The 20,356-nt window shown below is 37.6% G+C and carries 19 protein-coding genes and 1 tRNA gene; 9 read left to right on the top strand and 11 right to left on the bottom strand.

Features of this window, described 5'->3' with window-relative positions:
* The 3 genes from R5R67_RS11865 to R5R67_RS11855 form a co-directional block, all read right to left on the bottom strand.
* The coding region (locus R5R67_RS11865; RefSeq protein ID WP_079283808.1) for a phosphoethanolamine transferase domain-containing protein at positions 1-690 on the bottom strand (690 nt) is incomplete at its 3' end.
* A 181-nt stretch (positions 691-871) separates the two neighbouring features.
* Positions 872-2,203 carry a DcaP family trimeric outer membrane transporter gene (locus tag R5R67_RS11860; protein WP_000362919.1) on the bottom strand — a complete coding sequence of 444 codons (1,332 nt, stop codon included), beginning with the start codon at positions 2,201-2,203 and terminating at the stop codon, positions 872-874.
* Between the two features lie 545 nt (positions 2,204-2,748).
* The gene (locus tag R5R67_RS11855; RefSeq protein ID WP_000489707.1) at positions 2,749-3,996 is read right to left on the bottom strand and encodes an MFS transporter; all 1,248 of its coding nucleotides are present in this window, start codon (positions 3,994-3,996) and stop codon (positions 2,749-2,751) included.
* Between the two features lie 127 nt (positions 3,997-4,123).
* On the opposite strand from R5R67_RS11855, the gene R5R67_RS11850 reads away from it, so the two are divergent.
* The 4 genes from R5R67_RS11850 to R5R67_RS11835 all read left to right on the top strand — a co-directional run bounded on the left by R5R67_RS11850 (position 4,124) and on the right by R5R67_RS11835 (position 7,185).
* Positions 4,124-4,750, top strand: a complete 627-nt coding sequence (locus R5R67_RS11850; protein ID WP_000434848.1) for a lysophospholipid acyltransferase family protein — start codon at positions 4,124-4,126, stop codon at positions 4,748-4,750.
* Positions 4,751-4,817: 67 nt separating this feature from the next.
* Positions 4,818-5,735, top strand: coding sequence for a patatin-like phospholipase family protein (locus tag R5R67_RS11845; protein WP_000684973.1), 918 nt, complete (start codon positions 4,818-4,820; stop codon positions 5,733-5,735).
* Positions 5,736-5,840: 105 nt separating this feature from the next.
* Positions 5,841-6,302 (top strand): NfeD family protein, encoded by a 462-nt coding sequence (locus R5R67_RS11840; RefSeq protein WP_000397558.1) that lies wholly within the window; start codon positions 5,841-5,843, stop codon positions 6,300-6,302.
* Positions 6,303-6,330: 28 nt separating this feature from the next.
* Positions 6,331-7,185 carry an SPFH domain-containing protein gene (locus tag R5R67_RS11835; RefSeq protein WP_001143942.1) on the top strand — a complete coding sequence of 285 codons (855 nt, stop codon included), beginning with the start codon at positions 6,331-6,333 and terminating at the stop codon, positions 7,183-7,185.
* 67 nt (positions 7,186-7,252) lie between these two features.
* On the opposite strand, the gene R5R67_RS11830 is transcribed toward R5R67_RS11835, so the two are convergent.
* The 3 genes from R5R67_RS11830 to prpF form a co-directional block, all read right to left on the bottom strand.
* Complete coding sequence (locus R5R67_RS11830; protein WP_001014719.1) at positions 7,253-7,621, bottom strand: MmcQ/YjbR family DNA-binding protein; 369 nt, start codon at positions 7,619-7,621, stop codon at positions 7,253-7,255.
* Positions 7,622-7,680: 59 nt separating this feature from the next.
* On the bottom strand, positions 7,681-8,592 hold the full coding sequence (locus R5R67_RS11825; RefSeq protein ID WP_000097113.1) for a polyprenyl synthetase family protein: 912 nt from the start codon (positions 8,590-8,592) through the stop codon (positions 7,681-7,683).
* Positions 8,593-8,751: 159 nt separating this feature from the next.
* Positions 8,752-9,939, bottom strand: coding sequence for a 2-methylaconitate cis-trans isomerase PrpF (gene prpF, locus R5R67_RS11820; protein WP_000011472.1), 1,188 nt, complete (start codon positions 9,937-9,939; stop codon positions 8,752-8,754).
* A 379-nt stretch (positions 9,940-10,318) separates the two neighbouring features.
* Between prpF and R5R67_RS11815 the strand changes: the two genes are divergently transcribed.
* Both R5R67_RS11815 and R5R67_RS11810 read left to right on the top strand, forming a co-directional pair.
* Complete coding sequence (locus R5R67_RS11815) at positions 10,319-11,674, top strand: amino acid permease (RefSeq protein WP_002016863.1); 1,356 nt, start codon at positions 10,319-10,321, stop codon at positions 11,672-11,674.
* 76 nt (positions 11,675-11,750) lie between these two features.
* A tRNA-Arg gene (locus tag R5R67_RS11810) sits at positions 11,751-11,823 on the top strand.
* A 13-nt stretch (positions 11,824-11,836) separates the two neighbouring features.
* On the opposite strand, the gene hchA is transcribed toward R5R67_RS11810, so the two are convergent.
* The 4 genes from hchA to R5R67_RS11790 form a co-directional block, all read right to left on the bottom strand.
* Positions 11,837-12,712: a glyoxalase III HchA gene (gene hchA / locus R5R67_RS11805; RefSeq protein ID WP_001095759.1), complete on the bottom strand. Its 876-nt coding sequence runs from the start codon at positions 12,710-12,712 to the stop codon at positions 11,837-11,839.
* Between the two features lie 202 nt (positions 12,713-12,914).
* Positions 12,915-13,913, bottom strand: a complete 999-nt coding sequence (locus R5R67_RS11800; protein ID WP_001053076.1) for an NAD(P)H-quinone oxidoreductase — start codon at positions 13,911-13,913, stop codon at positions 12,915-12,917.
* 46 nt (positions 13,914-13,959) lie between these two features.
* Positions 13,960-14,853 (bottom strand): AraC family transcriptional regulator, encoded by an 894-nt coding sequence (locus R5R67_RS11795; RefSeq protein WP_001186878.1) that lies wholly within the window; start codon positions 14,851-14,853, stop codon positions 13,960-13,962.
* A gap of 158 nt (positions 14,854-15,011) precedes the next feature.
* The gene (locus R5R67_RS11790) at positions 15,012-15,833 is read right to left on the bottom strand and encodes an undecaprenyl-diphosphate phosphatase (RefSeq protein ID WP_000426933.1); all 822 of its coding nucleotides are present in this window, start codon (positions 15,831-15,833) and stop codon (positions 15,012-15,014) included.
* A 355-nt stretch (positions 15,834-16,188) separates the two neighbouring features.
* Between R5R67_RS11790 and R5R67_RS11785 the strand changes: the two genes are divergently transcribed.
* Together R5R67_RS11785 and R5R67_RS11780 are read left to right on the top strand one after the other, a co-directional pair.
* Complete coding sequence (locus R5R67_RS11785; RefSeq protein ID WP_000799166.1) at positions 16,189-16,989, top strand: PaaX family transcriptional regulator C-terminal domain-containing protein; 801 nt, start codon at positions 16,189-16,191, stop codon at positions 16,987-16,989.
* Between the two features lie 106 nt (positions 16,990-17,095).
* Positions 17,096-18,088, top strand: coding sequence for a fatty acid desaturase family protein (locus tag R5R67_RS11780; protein ID WP_000993875.1), 993 nt, complete (start codon positions 17,096-17,098; stop codon positions 18,086-18,088).
* A 42-nt stretch (positions 18,089-18,130) separates the two neighbouring features.
* On the opposite strand, the gene R5R67_RS11775 is transcribed toward R5R67_RS11780, so the two are convergent.
* Positions 18,131-19,165: an AraC family transcriptional regulator gene (locus tag R5R67_RS11775; RefSeq protein WP_000187139.1), complete on the bottom strand. Its 1,035-nt coding sequence runs from the start codon at positions 19,163-19,165 to the stop codon at positions 18,131-18,133.
* A 163-nt stretch (positions 19,166-19,328) separates the two neighbouring features.
* Between R5R67_RS11775 and R5R67_RS11770 the strand changes: the two genes are divergently transcribed.
* Complete coding sequence (locus R5R67_RS11770; protein ID WP_001023271.1) at positions 19,329-20,027, top strand: NAD(P)H-dependent oxidoreductase; 699 nt, start codon at positions 19,329-19,331, stop codon at positions 20,025-20,027.
* Positions 20,028-20,356 lie beyond the last annotated feature (329 nt).

The raw sequence follows: 20,356 nt of genomic DNA, 5'->3' as shown, positions 1-20,356 counted from the left end.
GCGCTGAACTTGATGAGCATCTTGTCCATATATCACAAGAGGCAGATTTTTCTTCGGAGCCTTCTTATGATAATAAGACATAAGCGATGAAATACTATTTTGCGGTGAAATCATCCCTTTTAAATCACGATGTTCACGAAATATTGCAGCGAAATCGACATAGTAGGTAAAAAGTAAAACACCGACCACTGCAAATGAAGCTACCAGTGAGAATACTTTCTTCAATAACAACCGTGATACTTTTTCTTGTTTAAATTTAACTTGAGTAATTAAAAAAATGGGTAAAATAACAAAAAAAACTGTCCATAAAACAAAGCGTAAAGAAATTAGATCGGTAACTTCTGAAACATCTGTCTGGACCATGTTTTGAATTTGGTCAGGTGAAATAATGACACCCAATGTGTTTACAAAATAAGAGCTAAAGCCACCAATAAATATCAATAAAATTGCAAAGATTTTGGCAGTCCATTTCCAATTTAAGATTTGTAAAACCGCATAATAGGTAGCAACAAGAATTACGAGAGTAGCAGCTAAAAACAAAATAGCCTTTACTCCAAAATATGGAGTTAAAGTATGGACTTGATGATAAAAACCAATATTTAAAATTGCACCTAGCCAAATGGCTATAATGAGATTAAACATAAACAGAGAAATCTGTTTATTTCTTAATGTTGAAAAAAAATTCAGCATCGTGAGTGACTACAATCTTTTTATGATGCTTTAATGTAGAAATTGAAACTTAAAAATGACTTAAATAAAAAATGATCTAATTCAGAGGCCTTAATTCATCATTATTTTTTTAAATTTAACAAATAGAAAAGACGAGGATAAGTTTAACCTCGCCTTTTCTATTTTTAGCTAAAAATCGTTCTTAGAAGCTATATTTAGCCATTAAACCAACACGGTTATCTTTGTAAGACTTACCTTCAAATGTATCACGCTTACCGTTTACATACTCAACGCCTAAATCAATTGGTTTAACTGGCGTATAGATAAAGTTGATCCACGCTTGTTGAACTTTTTCATTTCCATCTTTATATGCTGTTGCATAATCAGTACCGTCATCAGCGAATTGAGCACCGTAAGCTAAAGTAGAACGTAAGTTAGGTAAAATCTTATAAGTACCGCCTACTTGTACAGCTACAAATTTATTTTGCTCAATATCCCCATCAACTACGGTATAGGCCTTATTACTACCATATAGATAGTTACTATTACCTACAACATACGATGCATCAGCAAAGAGTTTTAAAGGATCAGACACTTTAAAGTCGGTACCAACAGCAACCCCCCAACCTGTTTGGTTGTCACTACCAGCTTTTGATTTATAATTTTCAACTAATGCACGAGCAGAAGCCGAACCTTTACCATCTGCATAGCCTTGAGTGATTTTAGCAGTTAATACTGGCAAACTATATTTGATACTATCATTTACCCAATTATTATCTTTATCTTTTGTACCAGTAAGACCAGTGCTATCACCCTTTTCAGCCGCTACAAACAATTGTGTTGTTGGTCCTAGTTTGTAGTTATAGCGTACTTGTGGAACACGAGTAGTACCACCACCAATGTTTGTCGAGAAGTCGATCATTTCTGGTGCATGGTTAGCCAAGAAGTTTGAAGTTGTTTGACCAAATAACCAGTTGTTATATGTTACATAAGCATGACGAACACGCAATGAGCCATTTGAATCTGTTGTTGAACCAGCAAAATCGACTTCGAGTTTACCACCGACTTTAGCCTCATTTACTGGAGCTGTGAAATCTAAGCCTAGACGAGTTGTTTTAGCAGTCGCACGAATTTTATCAGTAGCTTCCCCTTTTGATTCAGCTACTTTACCAAAGTCGTTGTCTGCACCTTCAATAATATAGTTAGCATCGCCACGAACAAAACCATAAAGGTTCACATCAGCGCCAGCTTTAGATTTAAATCCTGCTAATGGAGACACTGGTGCTGCCACAGGTTGAGGTTGTGCTTTTACTTCAGCTAACTGTACTTGCTGTTGCTGCTGTACTTGTTGCTGTTGTTGCTGTACTTGACGTTGTTCTTGAACTAATGCTTTTAATGCTTCAACTTCTTGACGAAGCTTTCGAATTTCCTCTTTATCAGAAGTTGCCGCATTTGCCCCACTCATCATTAAAGCTGTTACTGTAATAGCTAAACTTTTAACAACAAACGATTTACGATTAAGGAATAGATCCATCAAAGACTCCTAAAAATATATTTTATGCTGCCTGTCCATGCCAAGTTGACTCGTGTGACCATTAAGCACTAAAGAATCAACCATCCTCCAAATTTGATTGCATTAATTTTATTACCGCAATCAAAACCAATTTTAACGCTGGGTAAGATTAAAAATTCCGGTCCAAAAGAATCAGCATTTACTTTTTGGTTTACAGAACCTTTACCTTAACTTCATGTTGTAACGAATCCTACACAACTCTCTTATCTTATAGAATGATTAAATCATTATTTCATTATTCTTTTTTAGACTTTAGGCTAATATCCAATCTAAATGAATATTTTTTTGCCAGTCTTATTTGATTCACATGATTTTTCTTGTTATTTGCATCCACTTTTCTCCTTGCAGCTTCCTTTTGCTTTCCAAACAAGATGGCACAATTAATAAGCCATTTAAATAGCCAAAAATATACATTTTTAAAAGATTGGCTAAAAATATAAGTATGATTTTTTAGTGCAGCTTAGTTATATTTAAGTCTCTTTATTTCATCTACTTAAAGTTATTTTTTATACAGTTTTGGCAACTTTCCATAAGTAAATAGGAATTAAAAAGAGTACCGCAATACTGACAATAGCTATCAAATAATGGAAATAACCAAGCGCATCTGCAATGACTCCACTAAAGCTGTAAAGACCACCACTGACTGTCGCCATGACTGAAACCTGAAAAGTAAAATCGGTACCCGCATAGTTTTTTCGACTGTAATGCATAACCAAAGTTAACATCACAACTAGTAGCATGGCAGCAAAGGCATCTTCCAGGGCATTTACAGCATAGATAAGCCATACATTTATCTTTACCTTTTGTTCATAAGCATAAGCTAAATACACATAGCCCCCTAAACTCATAATTTTTAATATCGAAAAAGTCATTAATGCTGTGGACCTAGAAATATGTTTTAACATCCACCCAGCAATAAGTGCCCCCAATAAAGCAGCAACAGCCCCAAGCATGGTGATGTAAATACCAATCTGAGTAAAACTTAAACCCATATCCACCATTAAAGGTTTAAGTAATGGCCCGGCTAAACCATCTGCAGCCTTAAAAGTTATAAGGACGATTAACCAAGAACGAAGTTCCTTATTTTGAGAGAAGTACCCCAAGTAAGCTTTAATCTTTGTAACTAGACTTGGTTGGCTATATTGATGAGGTGAATGAGAAGTATGAGATGGCTCTTTAAATAGTAAAATAGGTAAGGTATTAATAAAGACCAAAGCGGCTAATAACAGAAAAGTCGGCTGCCATGATAACCAGTCTAGGCACCATAACACGGCTCCCCCGCCGACAATAAAACCAAGTCGTGAACCTACAACTTGAAAAGTATTTCCCCAATGTTGCTGATCGTGTTGCAATAAATTGACCGCTAAAGCATCGGTCGCAATATCTTGAGTTGCGCCTGTTAAGTTCATAAATAACAGCGTAATAAAAAATATAAAGAGATAAAGAGGCTGATCTAAAACTTGTATAGGGAAAAAAGATAAAATACAAAGTACACCCACCGTCAAAAACTGAGCAGGTAAAATCCAGCTACGATAGTGACCTAAATGTGAAATAGCATGTCGATCTACCCACGGCGCCCAAAATATTTTGATTGACCAAGGCAACATGAGCAGCCCAAAACCACCAATATGGGCAAGAGATACACCTTGAGCTCTTAATATGACAGGTAAGGCATGCGTCATAAAACCTACAGGCAAACCTTGTGCCCAATATAAGGAAAAGAGCAAAAGATAAAGATTTTGCTGTCGGAACATATATACCTACTTTTATTTATTTGTGCGGTAATAACATGAAATACCATGCGTGGTCTTACATTTTGCCAATGAAGCGCAGATTTCAAAAGATTAAGATAAAACAAAGGATGATTTAAAACTTAAAAATATGGAACAACATTTCCCTAATCTACCGTCTCAAGTTCCCCAACGTGGTAATGCTTTAAGTCGAGCATTATTTAAAAAACTCTTTTTGGCACAAGGCTGGACCATAGAAGGTGAAGTTCCCAACTTTCCTAAAGCTGTAGCCATTATTTCTCCACATACATCCAATATTGATGGTTGGTATGGTTTTCTTGCCATTTTTGGACTCGGTATCCAAATTACGGTGCTAGGTAAAGACAGTTTATTTAAGCCACCTTTTAAACGGGTTTTAGATTGGGCGGGTGTTATTCCTGTAAAACGTGACTCGGCCAATGGTCTGACTGAACAAGTCGTTGCGACTATTCAACAGTATGACAAGATCTGGATTGGAATGGCGCCAGAAGGCACACGTAAGAAAGCAAAAAAAATGAAGAGTGGTTTTTACCATATTGCTGCAAAAGCCAATATTCCTATTGTGATGTTTTCTTTTGATTATGACCGTAAGACTATTCACAGCTTAGGCTATTTAACTCCAAGCGGAAATTATGATGAAGATCTCGCCAAGATTTTTGAACGTTATGAAGGAAAAATATCACCGAAAAATCGTAATTGGCTTGCAGAGCCTTTACAAAATCTTGTGAAAAAAACCTAGCAAAAATTGAACGAATCTGGTCTGATGGGCCATCTTAATTTATCTTGCCATAGATTGTTTTTCAAAGATGAAAATTGCTCAATTTGCCAGTATCGGATTTATCTCTTTAGCCCTATTCGGCTGTGATAAGTTCAGCAAAACACCAACACCGACCACTTCAGTTAAAGCGCGCGAACCAGTGATTGCACTTGCATTGGGTGGCGGTGGAGCAAAAGGATTTTCACATATTGGTGTCATCAAGGTTTTAGAATCACATGGTATTAAACCGAAAATTGTTACGGGTACAAGTGCCGGTAGCTTCGTAGGCAGTATCTATGCCAGTGGACAAACGCCTTATCAACTCCAAAATCTTGCGCTCAAATTGCAAGAGTCTGATATCCGCGATTTAACCCTGAATCGCCAAGGTATTATTCTTGGGCAAAAGCTACAGGACTATGTTAACCGTAACGTGGGTAACAAGCCTATTGAGAAATTCCCAATTCGTTTTGCAGCGGTAGCAACTCGTCTTGATAATGGCCAAAAAGCAGACTTTATTAAAGGTAATGCAGGACAAGCTGTTCGTGCATCATGCAGTATTCCCAATGTATTTGTACCAGCAACCATTGGTAAGCAGAAATATGTAGATGGCGGACTGGTTAGCCCAATTCCGGTCAAAACAGCACGTGATATGGGTGCTGATATTGTGATTGCAGTTGATATTTCTGCACGTCCGGCAGGAAACCGACCTGCGAATATGTGGGGATTGCTTGATCAAACCATTAATATTATGGGTCAACAAAGTATTAATGAAGAGTTAAAGCAAGCTAACGTGGTGATTCAGCCTAAAGTTGGGCATTTAGGTACACTCGATTTAAAATCAAGTAATGAAGCTATTTTAGAAGGCGAAAAAGCTGCTCAAGGTCAAATTCGCCAAATTGAAACTGCAATTGCAAATTTCAAAAAATCTCCAGCCGCATTTAAGCCTGCGCCACGTCCTAAATTTTAATTGAGGTGGTTTTTTTCTATCCACACTCTCCATCATCTGCTACAGTGGTAAAAGTGATATGAAATCACTTTTACCCATCATAAAGACATATAAAAGAGCAGATCTATGGAGTTTGTTGTAGAACCTTGGCACTGGTTTGTATTGGGTATCTTACTTATTCTTTCTGAGCTGATTCTCCCTGCCTTTGCCGCTCTCTGGTTTGGTATTGCAGCCATAATGGTTTGCTTTCTCTATTGGTTATTTCCAGATATCAGCCTTACTACTCAAATAGTGCTGTGGATTGTGTTATCGGTGCTATGTACCCTTCTCTGGTTTAAATTTATTAAGCCTTTATCTATTGATAAAACTAAAGCAGGTTTACCTCGAGAAGCGACGATTGGGCAAATTGGTATGGTGATTCAGACCGAACTTGCTCATGACCAAATTATTGTTCGTTTCCCTATGCCTATTTTAGGGGCCGATGAATGGAACTGCCGAAGCACCATCCCTGTTAAGGTCGGTGATCGGGTTCGAGTCATTGATATTTCGGGTAATGACTTAATTGTTCAGCCCCACAGCACTTCATAAACATTAAAGATAAAGAGAGGTTATTTTCATGCCAGTTGGTACTATTATTGTTTTAGCCTTTTTGGCTTTTGTTGCTGTTACCATTTTTAAAGGGGTACGTATTGTTCCTCAAGGCTATAAATGGATTGTTCAGCGTTTAGGAAAATATCATTCTACGCTTAACCCGGGGCTTAACTTCGTTATTCCTTATATTGATGATGTAGCATATAAAGTCACTACTAAAGATATTGTGCTTGATATTCCATCACAAGAAGTCATTACCCGTGACAATGCTGTATTACTCATGAATGCCGTGGCGTATATCAATCTGACTACACCTGAAAAAGCGGTGTACGGTATTGAAAACTATACATGGGCCATACAAAATCTTGTACAGACTTCACTACGTTCAATTGTCGGTGAAATGGATCTAGACGATGCCCTATCTTCACGAGATCACATTAAAGCTAAACTAAAAGCTGCGATTTCTGATGATATTTCAGATTGGGGTATCACTTTAAAAACAGTAGAAATTCAAGATATTCAGCCATCTTCAACCATGCAAGCTGCCATGGAAGCTCAAGCCGCTGCTGAACGTCAACGTCGTGCTACAGTTACCAAAGCTGATGGTGAGAAACAAGCTGCAATTTTAGAAGCAGATGGTCGTTTAGAAGCATCTCGCCGTGATGCCGAAGCGCAGGTTGTTTTAGCAGAAGCTTCTCAAAAAGCGATTGAAATGGTAACAAGTGCCGTAGGTGATAAAGAAATTCCTGTTGCTTACCTGTTAGGTGAACAATACGTCAAAGCAATGCAAGAGATGGCGAAATCAAGCAATGCTAAAACTGTTGTGTTACCTGCCGATGTTTTAAATACAATTCGTGGCATTATGGGAAAGCATAATTAATTTAATTGCTTCAAATAAGCCATTGAAATCAAAACGGCGACAATCATGTCGCCGTTTTTCTTTTATATTATTGGTTGTTTAATCTTTTCTGATCTTTCACAGGAAGCTTTTTTACGACCAAGTCATAAGAGTCGCGAATCAAATCTCGGAGAAAATCGCTTGTTAAATTTTTATGCGGTTTAATCGAAATCCAGTGTTTTTTATTCATGTGATAGCCGGGAATAATAAATGGATAGAGTTCCTGATATTCCTGACTTTTATAAGGGTCACATTTGACATTAATCATTTTTACGCCAGACACTTCCACTGTCAGCATAAACATTTTTTCTAAAATTTTAAAAACTTCATACTCTGGGCCAAATGGATGAGTTTGCTCACTAAAAGGGAGATTACGCGCCGCCTCTATTGCGAGTTGATGAAGCTGTACACCATTCATTCTTTTCTCCCGTATTCATTAAATATGAATAAAAGTATGAAGATTGATTTATGTTTTTATTAATTAGTACGAGCTAACAGGAATTGTGAAATCTCAACTAATTCTTTTGCGTTTTCACCGAAATGCGCTAAAGCTTCGAAAGCTTGATCATGCAATTCTTTGGCATAAATCTGTGCTTGCTCTAGTCCCATTAGAGCAGGATAAGTCGATTTTTGTACTTGTTCATCTTTACCAGCGGTTTTGCCTAAAGTTTCAGTGCTCGACGTAATATCCAAAATATCATCTTGGACCTGAAAAGCCAGCCCAATTGCTTGACCATATTGACGTAGTTTTGGAATTGCCTGATCTGTACCCGAGAAAATTGTCACTGCCCCCATCATAATGGCAGCCTGAATAAGCGCACCCGTTTTATTACGGTGAATATTCTCTAGTTCGTCTTGAGAAATTTGCTTAGCTTCGGCTTGTAAGTCTAAAACCTGTCCACAAACCATTTTAGAACTAGCTGTAGCTAAAATTTGAATTTGCTTTAAGACAATTGCAGCATCGGTTCCCTGCCCTTGTTCATCAAACAAACGGCTCCCTAAAACTTCAAATGCCATCGATTGTAAAATGTCACCCGCAAGTAACGCGGTATCTTCACCAAATGCAACATGACACGTTGGCTGACCACGGCGAAGCAAATCATTGTCCATACAAGGCAGGTCATCATGTGCTAAGGAATAACAATGGATGAGTTCAACAGCAACCGCAGCACGGCGAGCAGCCGCAAAATTTGGATTATCTTGTAAAGAAGCTGTAGCGTAACACAAAGCCGGGCGCACACGTTTTCCACCGAGCATAACTGCATGGTGTACAGCGCTTTTTAAAGGTTCGGGAATTGAGAATGCAGCCAGTGTCGTCAATAAATCTTGTTGAATACGTTGTTGAGCTTGTTTTAAAACATCCGCATTAACTTGAGAGAGTGATGACACAGTCGCCTCGATAAAATCAGTAGAGAAATTTTATTGAATGTGATGAAACATTCATGTGCTACATCATACACGATTCACTGTAAAAAGTGCGTGATGAGTTATGGATGTCAGAAGTAAAAAGCCTCTCTAGGGTAGAGAGGCTTTTCATTTAAATGACTTTTAGAAACTGTCACCCGGAACGCGTACCCAACCTTCCATTAACACACGCGCACTACGACTCATAATGGCTTTTTTCACCACCCATTGGCCATTTGTAAGTTCAGCTTGGGCACCAACACGTAATGTTCCAGATGGATGTCCAAAACGTACTGCTTCACGTTCTCCACCACCAGCCGCTAAATTTACTAAAGAGCCTGGAATCGCAGCCGCTGTACCAATTGCTACCGCTGCTGTTCCCATCATGGCATGGTGAAGTTTGCCCATCGACAAAGCTCGAACGAGTAAGTCGACATCGTTCTCTGAAACGTTTTTACCGCTTGAAGCTGCGTAATTTTTTGGTTTAGAGACAAAAGCAATTTTTGGTGTGTGCTGACGTGCGGCTGCTTCTGAAATATCTTTAATTAAGCCCATCTGAACTGCACCATAGGCACGAATTTTTTCAAAACGTGCTAATGCTGCTGCATCACCATTAATATGATCTTGTAATTCAGTACCTTCGTAGCCTAAATCTTCTGCATTTAAGAAAATGGTTGGAATACCGGCATTAATAAATGTGGCTTGAAAACTACCAAGCTCTGGAACATCTAATTGGTCAACAACATTCCCTGTCGGGAACATATCACCGCCCTCTTCACCATCATCGGCAGGGTCTAAAAACTCAATTTGAACTTCAGCGGCAGGGAAAGTTACCCCATCTAGCTCAAAGTCGCCAGTTTCTTGAACTTGGCCATTGGTGATAGGTACATGCGCAATAATAGTTTTTTGAATATTTTTTTGCCAAATTCGAACAGTACAGAGGCCATTTTCAGGAATACGATCGGCATCAACCAAACCATTTGAAATCGCAAATGAACCAACCGCAGCTGTCAAATTACCGCAGTTACCACTCCAGTCTACAAAAGCTTGATCAATTGAAACCTGCCCAAACAAATAGTCGACATCATGATCTGGCTGTGTACTTTTAGCGAGAATAACGGTTTTACTGGTACTCGAAGTCGCTCCACCCATTCCATCAATTTGTTTTCCATAAGGGTCTGGGCTACCAATGACACGTAGCAAGAGTTGATCTCTTGCTTGACCTGCAACTTGAGCTTTTTCCGGCAAATCATCAAGTTTAAAGAATACACCTTTACTGGTTCCACCACGCATGTAAGTTGCTGGAATTTTAATTTGCGGTACGAAGCTCATATCAACTGTTATCCTTACTATTGTGTTTTTATATCTCAAAACAAGCAGACTTGTTTAGTCATTCGCTTCATCTTAAATCGTTTTATGATCAAGAGATAGCACTCTACTTTTATACATCAATCGTATTGACGCGGGTTTATTTTGGAAATTTCAATTCATGCCTGCAATGACCGAATAAAGCAAAATCATAAGAAAAAAAGTCTATCAAAAAATATATTTTTGGAAGATTTTTCAACCAATTTAACACGATTAAAAGCAAGTTTATGATTTTAAATATTTTTTATAGTTACTTTACAGTCATCCCTTGTTCAATTGTAGTCTAGGCTAAAATAAATCCATCTATTAGAATAATTTACTTATTCATTGTGAGTGAAGACCTTTGACCAACGAATCTTCTACACTTCAACGAGGACTAAAAAATCGACATATCCAATTAATTGCTATGGGTGGAGCAATTGGTACCGGATTATTTTTAGGCTCGGCGCAAGTGATTCAATCTGCGGGACCATCCATTATTTTAGGATATGCCATTGGTGGCTTAATTGCTTTTTTAATTATGCGCCACCTGGGAGAAATGATTGTTGAAGAACCTGTTGCAGGATCGTTCAGCCATTTTGCGTATAAATACTGGGGGAAATTTCCCGGATTTTTAGCTGGATGGAATTATTGGATGCTCTATGTTCTGGTTGCGATGAGTGAACTCACCGCGGTAGCCAAATATATTAATTACTGGTGGCCTCATATTCCAGCATGGACGTCTGTCTTATTTTTCTTTGTCGTGATTACGGCAATTAACCTAACAAACGTCAAATTTTATGGTGAGTCCGAATTCTGGCTCGCTATTATTAAAGTTGCTGCGGTTATCTCTATGATTGTTTTTGGCCTTTATTTGCTATTTACAGCAGATGTAGGTTCAAGCATTTCGTTTAGTAACCTTTGGTCTCATGGTGGATTTTTTCCAAATGGCTTTAGTGGCCTCTTCTATATGTTGGCTTTCTTGATGTTCGCCTTTGGTGGTATTGAACTGATTGGTATGGCCGCGGCAGAAGCAAAAGATCCGAAAAAAACCATTCCAAAAGCAATTAACCAAGTTGTTTTCCGTATCTTGATTTTCTATATCGGTTCACTAGCGATCTTACTTTCATTAGTGCCGTGGAACCAATTAGATCTAGGCGGACTCGATAAAAGTCCATTTGTTATGATTTTTAGTCAAATGGGTATTGGTTGGGCTGCACATTTACTGAACTTTATTATTTTAACCGCTGCTCTCTCTGTTTATAACAGTGGGATGTTTGCAAATAGCCGTATGCTTTACGGTTTAGCTCAACAAGGCAATGCACCAAAAATTTTCAAGAAAGTAAATAAACAAGGTGTACCTGTACCAGCAGTTTTGCTATCGGCATTACTCATTTTTGGCTGTGTTCTTTTAAATTACTTTGTACCAGAAGATGCTTTAAGCCACTTAATGTACATTGTTGTTGGAGCACTGGTATTGAACTGGGCGATGATCAGTATGACTCACCTCAAGTTTAAATCAGCAATGAAAAAACTCGGTCAAAAAACTCACTTTCCTGCACTTTGGGCACCGTTTAGTAACTATCTGGTTTTAGGTTTTATTGCTGTAGTACTCTACATTATGTGGAGTCAGGGCTTTAAAGAATCAGTAATGATGATTCCTATTTGGATCGTTCTCATGTTTATTTTGTTTAAAGTACTCAATGCCAAAGAACAGTAATCTAACAGCTTGTACTTAAAACCATAAAAAGTCATTGCCTCGGCAATGGCTTTTTTGTTTATAATCAGAAAATTATGCGCCCTTAGCTTAACTGGATAGAGCAGTTGCCTCCTAAGCGACCGACGTGGGTTCGAGTCCCGCAGGGCGCACACTTTTAGTGAATTAATCCTTCACTTCAGCCAGCAATGTTTCAGCTGCAAGTTTGCCTAAATTATTAGAAGCAAGCGGACTATCGCCCGTTAACAATTTACGGTCTCGATGACATTGACCAGTAATGCCAGTATTCAAAATCTTCACGCCGAGCTTTTCAAGGTTTTCACCGACTAACCACGGTAAAGCTCCAGGCATGTAACCAATATCAATATTCGCTCCCTTATCTAACGAATCAGGGAATACACAAATTTGATAATCTTTAAAAATATAATTCTCAGGCTGTTCATCTACTGCGGCAGCCAGTAACGAAGCTGGACCATGACATAACGTAATAATAAATTTGTCTTGTTCAACTGCCCATTTAAGAACTTTCTTCACTTCAAGGCTATGCGGAATCTTAGCTAACACCCCATGCCCACCCGGAATAAATACAGCCGCATATGGAGAGTTTTCACCGACTACATTTTCTAAAATATCGGCAAGTTTTAACGGATTTTTTAATTTATCTGCATATTTCTGGAAAGTATCTAATACTACTTGTTCTTGCTTTGGCATTGCCCACATTTCAAGTTTGGCTGGATTACCTGAAAGTGTCGCAACATCAATTTCAAATCCAGCATTATCTAAATGGAACATTGGCAAAAGCATTTCTACTGGATGGTTTCCGGTAGAAAAGAACTTACCGTTTTGCATCTGGATATAGCGTTCATCAGTTGCAATCATTAAAACCTTTTTATTGCCCGCATACGGCGTTGGATAGGTTGTGCCATCGTAATCTGTTTTAGGAGAAGTATATTGACTCAGTGAATATAGTGATGGGAAGAACGCATTATCTTCAGCTAAATCTGGAGTTGGATTTTTATCATTTGATGCTGGGGTATTCATGGTTACCATCCTTTAGAATTGAAGAGCGAAATAACAGCTTTAAGACAGTTATTATTTCTTAGTAAATGTATATTCAGATCAAGAAACAGGTGCAACAAGCCAATAGAATTTGGCAATTTTTATATAGAAATAGGCACAATTAATAATTATAAAATTTCAGTTTAGGCAAATATGTCATTCACCTAAACTGTCACAGATAAGATTAAGCATTCATCTCTAAAACGATCTTTCCAATATGGTCGCCCTGCTCCATACATGCATGAGCACTTTGTACATCTGAAAAAGCATAGGTTTTATAGATTTGTGGTAAACACTTGCCTTGCTCCAATAACGGCCACACATGTTCATGTAAAGATTGAGCAATCTGTGCTTTTTCTTGGCTATTACGAGCTCGCATCGTTGAGCCTGTAATCGTTGCGCGTTTTAAAATCAGTTTTTGTAAATCAAATTCTTTTGCAATTCGACCTCCCATAAAGCCAATAATGACAAGTCGGCCATCACGTTTTAATAGATTTAAGTTTTTCTGAAAATAAGAACCACCCACAATATCCAAAATAACATCAACACCTTGTTGTTGAGTATGGTTCAAAATTTCCTGCTCAAAATCTTGGGTTTTATAATTAATTGCTGTGGTTAAATCAGAGAGTGCTTCAACTTTATCTTCACTACCAACCGTAGCAAAAGTTTTAATACCTAAAGCATGGCAAATCGCTAAAGCAGTGGTTCCGATCCCACTTGCACCGCCATGAATCAGGGCAGTTTCATCTTTCTTTAAACGGCCAATATCAAAAAGATTTGCCCAAACCGTAAAGAATGTTTCTGGAATCGCAGCAGCTTGAGTAAATGATAAATTCTCAGGTATTGGCAATACTTGAGTTGCAGTTACCGCACAGTATTCTGCATACCCGCCACCATTGGTTAAAGCACAAACCTTGTCCCCGACTTTAAACTGTTGCACTTGCTCACCCACAGCAACCACTACTCCAGCGACTTCAAGTCCAGGGATTTGAGTAACCCCTTTAGGCATTGGATATAACCCCATACGCTGTAAGACGTCAGGGCGGTTAATTCCAGCGGCTTTAACCTCAATTAAAACTTCATCAGCTTGAGGTACCGGAACATTTGAATCTTGAAGTTTTAAAACCTCAGGTCCGCCAGGAACCGTAATTTCAACAATTTTCATGGTTGTCGGAAGATTCATTGATATGCTCCATGTTTGGTTTATATTTAAGACGTGTTGATTTACTTTAGTTTGTTGATAATTTAGGTGGAACTCCAAACAGCCGCTTAAACTCTCGGCTAAACTGTGAGGCACTCACATATCCTACCTCATAGGCAGCTTCTGCAACGCCCATTTGGTTATTTAGGATTAGATCACGTGCCTTATGTAACCGAGTAATTTTGATGTACTGTAATGGAGAATAGTTGGTAACTTTCTTAAAAGCTTGATGAAAAAGCGAAACGCTCATTCCTGCTTGTTTAGCCAACTCCTGAACCGTTAAGTTACGATAATAATCCCTTTGAATAATTTCACAAATCGTATAAATCACTCCACTTCGACTCATAATAGCCGAAAGGTTCTGGATAAAATCACTACCGCCAGCTTGTAAAACCCGATAAATAAGTTCGCGTTTCACCTGCTCTCCTAAGATTGCAGTATCTTGCTTGGAACGAAGTAAGTTCAACAAGCGTAAAGCAACATCAGATATAACCGAGTTCATTTCAATAATATTTAAACCACAGCTCAGTTTTATCTCTTTGTTATCAAAATCTTCTATAAGTGGTCGCTGCTCTTTATCCATTTTAGTCGCCAGCTCAGCCATCATTTGAGGTTCAAATTTAATCGCAATTGCAAGCATTGGTTCACGCTCAACCAACGTATCGCAATCAAAAGGGATAGCAATTGAGATAAATAAACACTGTCCTTGTTGAAACTTAAAAATATCTTTTCCGATATAAGCCCGTTTTACACCCTGAATGACTAGAACGATGGAAGGCTCTTGCAATACAGCAACCGGCTGTGTGGAATGATCTACCCTCATCAGGGTGATATTTGAAATATGAGTGGGATATAGCCCTTCTTGAGGAGCCAAATACAAAAAAGCCTCTACCAAACTTTTCGTCAAGTCATTCTGTTGCATTGCTTTATTTTTTACGGGCTATTTAAGATTTACTATATCAATCAAACTAAAAGGAAAAAGTATTTCTTGGTAGTACTTTGTATAAATAAGCAAGTTAAAGCTATTTTTAGGCATAAAAAAACCTAGATTTCTCTAGGTTTTTATCCTTAATCTGACTATTAAGCAGATAAGTTAAAGAACATAGCAGCAATTAGGATAATCACACCTAATACAATTCGATACCATGCAAATACACGTAATGTATGACGCTCAACGAAGAGTACGAGTGCTTTTACAACCAATAAAGCAGCAATAAATGCCGCAACAAAACCCACTCCAATATTAACCATATTGTCTGAAGTCAACACATCAGCATTTTTAATTAGGTCAAAAGTTGCTGCACCTAGCATGGTCGGCATTGCAAGGAAAAAAGAAAACTCTGTTGCAGCCTTACGAGACAAGCCTGCAAACATCCCGCCTACAATTGTCGCACCTGAACGAGAAGTCCCAGGAATCATCGCAACACATTGAGCCAGACCTACTAAAAGCGCCTGTTTAAACGTGATCTTGGTCGCATCATCATCCGTTTTATGTTCAAATTGTTTAGATTCAACCCAGAAAATAATAAGCGCGCCGACAATCAGAGCAATCGCAACTACAATTGGGCTAAATAAAACACTTTTAATAAAGTCTACAGCTAAAACGCCAATAATCACTGCCGGGAAAAAAGCAATTAAGACACTAATGGCAAAATGGCGTGACTCGACATCACCACTAAAAAAACCTTTGATTAAGTTAATGATTTTCTGACGATATAACCAACACACTGCCAGAATAGCACCTAACTGGATCACTACTTCAAAGACACGACCACCATCTGAATGGAAATCGATAATATGACCAAATAAAATTAAATGACCAGTACTCGAAATAGGTAAAAATTCAGTTAAGCCTTCAACAAAGCCTAGAAACAGTGCTTTTATAACTTCAAAATTTTCCATAACTTGCTCAAAGAAAGTTAGTTAATCACTAGAACGATCTAAAATTTATTTTATTGCCACAGTTAGCTTTTTATTTAGCTCAACACATGTTCAATATCAGATCATTTCTAGCATTTGTGGTTATTGCCTCTAGTGAAAGGCAGTTTATTTAAAGTGCGATAATGTATCACATCATAATGACAAACTTAGGTTAACTATCGTAAAAAGATAAAACTTGGTTAAAAATGGCCAAATTTTCTTTTGTTATAGATGAGTCTTTTACAATAGATGAGTTTAGAAAATCATCTTAAAAAGTCCTTAAAAAAACATGTTATTATTCCAACTAAATACAACTCATATCAAAAATTCAGACTGAATGAAAAATACCAAAATTAACGCACGTCATCTTATTATCGACCTCTTTCTTTCTTCCGCTTATCCTCAGCTCAGTATCAAACAAATTTTGGTTGCAGCTAAACTTTTTAACTTAAGTGAAAATGGTATTCGAGTTGCGACAACACGCTTGTTAAATGAAGGTATGATCCAGAGCGTAGAACGCGGAATCTATCAACTTTCTCCATCTGCAAAAGATTGGGCAAAAGTTATTCTCAATCGTAAAAATGGAATTAAACAAACTAAAGAATGGCAGCAGCATTATCTTGCCGTGTTTACAGGAACTTTAGGCCGCATAGACCGAACAGCACTAAAAAAACGGGAACGTGCACTTCGTCAATTTGGTTTTAAAGAGCTGGAAACTGGTATTTACATCCGCCCAGACAATTTAGCTTATAGCTTTGAAAAAACCTGTGATGAGCTTGTTTTAGCAGGGCTAGAGAAAGAAGCAAAAATTTGTATTATTCAACATGTCGACTCAACAACGCTTAAGCAAATTTTTTCTTTATGGGATACCAAACAACTCGAAAAAAATTATGAAATGTATAGCCGAGATATTACACACTGGCTTGAAAATTATGCTCACTCCCCTTTAAACGATGCAGCAGTCAAGGCACTTCTTTTAGGAAGGGAAACAATTGCCTTACTCATGAATGACCCATTATTACCCGCACCATTTGTAAATGAATCTGCTCGTAATCAATTTGCTCAAGATGTACAGCAACTAGATGCAATTGGCCAGAAACTTTGGAAAAAAATATATGAACAGGAATTAAATTTATAGCCATCTGATTTATTTTTTTACAAACAAATATTTCACTTTTTAAATTTTTATGACTATATTTGTAATATAAAATATGGATACCAAACTCTAATTTGGGAGAATAAAAATGAATGCACAGGTGAGTGTTACCGATCTATTTAGCAGAGAAGAAATACAAGAGCTTACAGAACCTTCAGATGCATATGGCGCTTGGGCCGTTGCTAGCACATGGGCTGTTATTGGAGGAACATTTGCCAGCTTAATTATGATGTGGGATTACTTACCGAGTTGGGGGAAATTATTAGCATGTATGCTTGCTCTAGCTGTTTTAGCTGGCCGTCAGTTATGCCTCGCAATTTTAATGCACGATGCATCCCATAAAAGTTTATTCAAAAATAAGAAAATAAATGATTTCGTTGGAGAGTGGCTATGTGCCCGCCCAATCTGGAACGACCTACAAAAATATCGTGTACACCATGTTCGTCATCACGCAAAAACATCTACACCAGATGACCCAGATCTTTCTTTAGTTGCAGGCTTTCCTGTCAGTAAAAAATCTCTTACTCGTAAATTCTTACGCGACTTAACCGGTATAACAGGATTAAAGTTTAGCTTAGGCCGTGTGTTGATGGACCTTGATATCATGAAATGGACTGTAGCCAATGATCAAATCTGGTTAGACCGCAGTGATAAAAATTTCGTTGAATATGCAAAGAGTATTGCAAAAAACAGTACAGGCGCTATTGCAACCAACCTAGTACTTTATGGTGTTTTAAAAGCTTGTGGTCAACAACGTTTTTATTGGTTATGGCCTTTGGCTTATTTGACACCATTTCCATTATTTTTAAGAATTCGTTCAATGGCAGAACATGCAGGTATGCAAACCAGCAATACTGCTTTAACCAATACTCGTACCACACGTGCAGGTTGGATTGCGAGAAGCTTTGTGGCCCCTATTCATGTCAATTACCACATGGAACATCATTTAATGGCGTCTGTTCCATATTTTAAATTACCGCGTATGCACAAAATATTAAGAGAACGTGGGCATGTGCCCACTCCACCGAGATATTTTGAAGTAATTCATACACTTTCATCAAAACAAGAGTTAACAAATTAAGATAGGGCTAGAAGACCACTTTCAAATTTGTAGTCTTCTTGATTATTCACTTATATCTAAATTTTTTAGTTTTAACTGAGTTTGATAATACTTCGGTGTTACACCCATCCAGCGTTTAAAAGCGCGGGTGAAATGGGATGTATCGGCATAGCCTAAACTTAATGCCACAGATTCAATTGACATTAAACTATTTTGCAAAAGTTCTTGTGCATATTGCTTTCGAGTTAAATCAACTAATGCTGAGAAGCTTGTATTCTCTATTGCTAAATACCGCTGTAGGCTACGTTCTGACATATTCATCATTTGGGCAACTTGCTTAACTTTTAATATTTCCCCCTGACTATTGATCAATAATTTTTTTATTACTTGGCTAATTTCTGCTTTCCATCCACTTCGGAACTTCAATTTATCAATATCTTTTTTACACTGTGCTTTCAGTAAAGGTGCCAGCATAGGATCAGCCGTGAGTACAGGCTGCATTAAATATTCTTTTGGAAAAATCCAAATATTATGTTTTTGGTCAAATAAACAACTTACGCCTAATTTATCTTTTATTTTTGAAAAACCTAGTGGTTCGGGCATATTCAATTGCACTGTACCTAAAGAAGATAACCCTGTTAGATGTTTTGCGATGTGAATAAAACCTAACAACAAAAAAATAGTCGCATCTGAACTTAATTGAAAACTTTTTAAAGGTTGATGAATAGACCAGTAAACATCGTCTTGCTCTTGCTTTAACTCAGGTTTAAAGGCATCACAACGTGAACCAATAAATTGTTCAAGTATTTTTAAAGCCTCTCCAAGATTTGCAGACACCATGGCTGCCATACCAACAGAACCATAACAAGAAGCTTTCATTTCCAACGCCAAATAACCCGCTAATGCTGGCTCATGAGTGAGTTGAATCGCATGCTCAAGTAAGTTATTTAAGGTATTAAACTCAACATACCAATACGGTTTTTTTAATTGTTCCGGTGTTAATCCACTACCCTCTAAAAACTGCTCACAAGAGATACCTCTGCGCTTAACGATCTCTGCTAATAAATTAATATAAGTTCCGGGTAATTCTGGAGTCATGAGCGGCCCACTAGAAAGCGTAATTGTGGCGTTAAATGGTAAAAACTGTCAGTTCTTGAACTATGCCATGCTTTTAAATTCAGGCATAGTCACTTAAGACAAACTGACTTAACTCTCCGACATTCCACTAAAAACTAATCTTATCTTTAAGAGTAAAGCCACTATGAATATCCTGATTGTTCATGCTCATCCAGAACCTCTGTCTTTTACAACTTCCCTAAAAACGGCAGCTCAACAAACCTTTAAAAAATTGGGCCATCAAGTAGAAATTTCCGATTTATATGCAATGCAGTTTAATCCTGTTGCCTCTAAGGAAGATTTTTTAGAACTCAATCAACCTGATTATTTTAACTATGCATTAGAACAGCGAAATGCCACAAAACAACAACTTTTGTCTCCTGATATTCAAGCAGAAATTGACAAAGTAAACCGTGCCGATCTAGTAATCTTGAACTTTCCACTTTATTGGACTTCTGTTCCAGCAATTTTAAAAGGCTGGATTGATCGTGTATTTGTCTCTGGACTTTTTTATGGGGGTAAGCGGTTTTACAACCATGGTGGCATGGCAGGTAAAAAAGCAATGCTCTGTTTAACACTCGGTGGTAGAACACATATGTTTGGGGAAAATTCTATTCACGGGCCAATTGAACATTATCTATCACCGATTCAACGCGGTACTTTGGCTTATACTGGCTTTGAAGTTCTTCCCCCATTCATTGCCTACCATGTACCTTACATTAGCCAAGAAGCACGTGAAACTATTCTTGAGGACTATGTCACTTATCTCACTCACCTTGACCAACTTGAACCATTAAAATTTCCTAAACTTGAAGAATTTGATGAAAAGTTATATCCCCTCTAATGCTATGTTTTAAATCTAAAAGGCGCGATAACCGATTTCTTTTCTATTTCGGTTATCCCTTAAATAAAGCAAGCTTAAATCCAGCAATTAATTCCTCAAAAAATTTGACCAAATAGTAAAGGAAATACTCTCAATTTTTATCTAATAAATAACAATATAAAACCGAATCAATAATATACATGTGTAGAGAAACTAGACTTATCCATTAAAAATGATGACCAATACTCATTTCATAATCAATCAATTCATATTTTTACAAAAAAATCTTTGACCATTTTTCTTGGATTTATGACAAAAATGTCATAAAAACAAGCAACTTTAATAATAGA

Origin of the sequence: Acinetobacter sp. OYA S30 (genome assembly GCF_033599315.1) — a bacterium.
Lineage (GTDB): Bacteria > Pseudomonadota > Gammaproteobacteria > Pseudomonadales > Moraxellaceae > Acinetobacter > Acinetobacter baumannii.
This window is presented reverse-complemented; position numbering and strand designations above follow the sequence as displayed.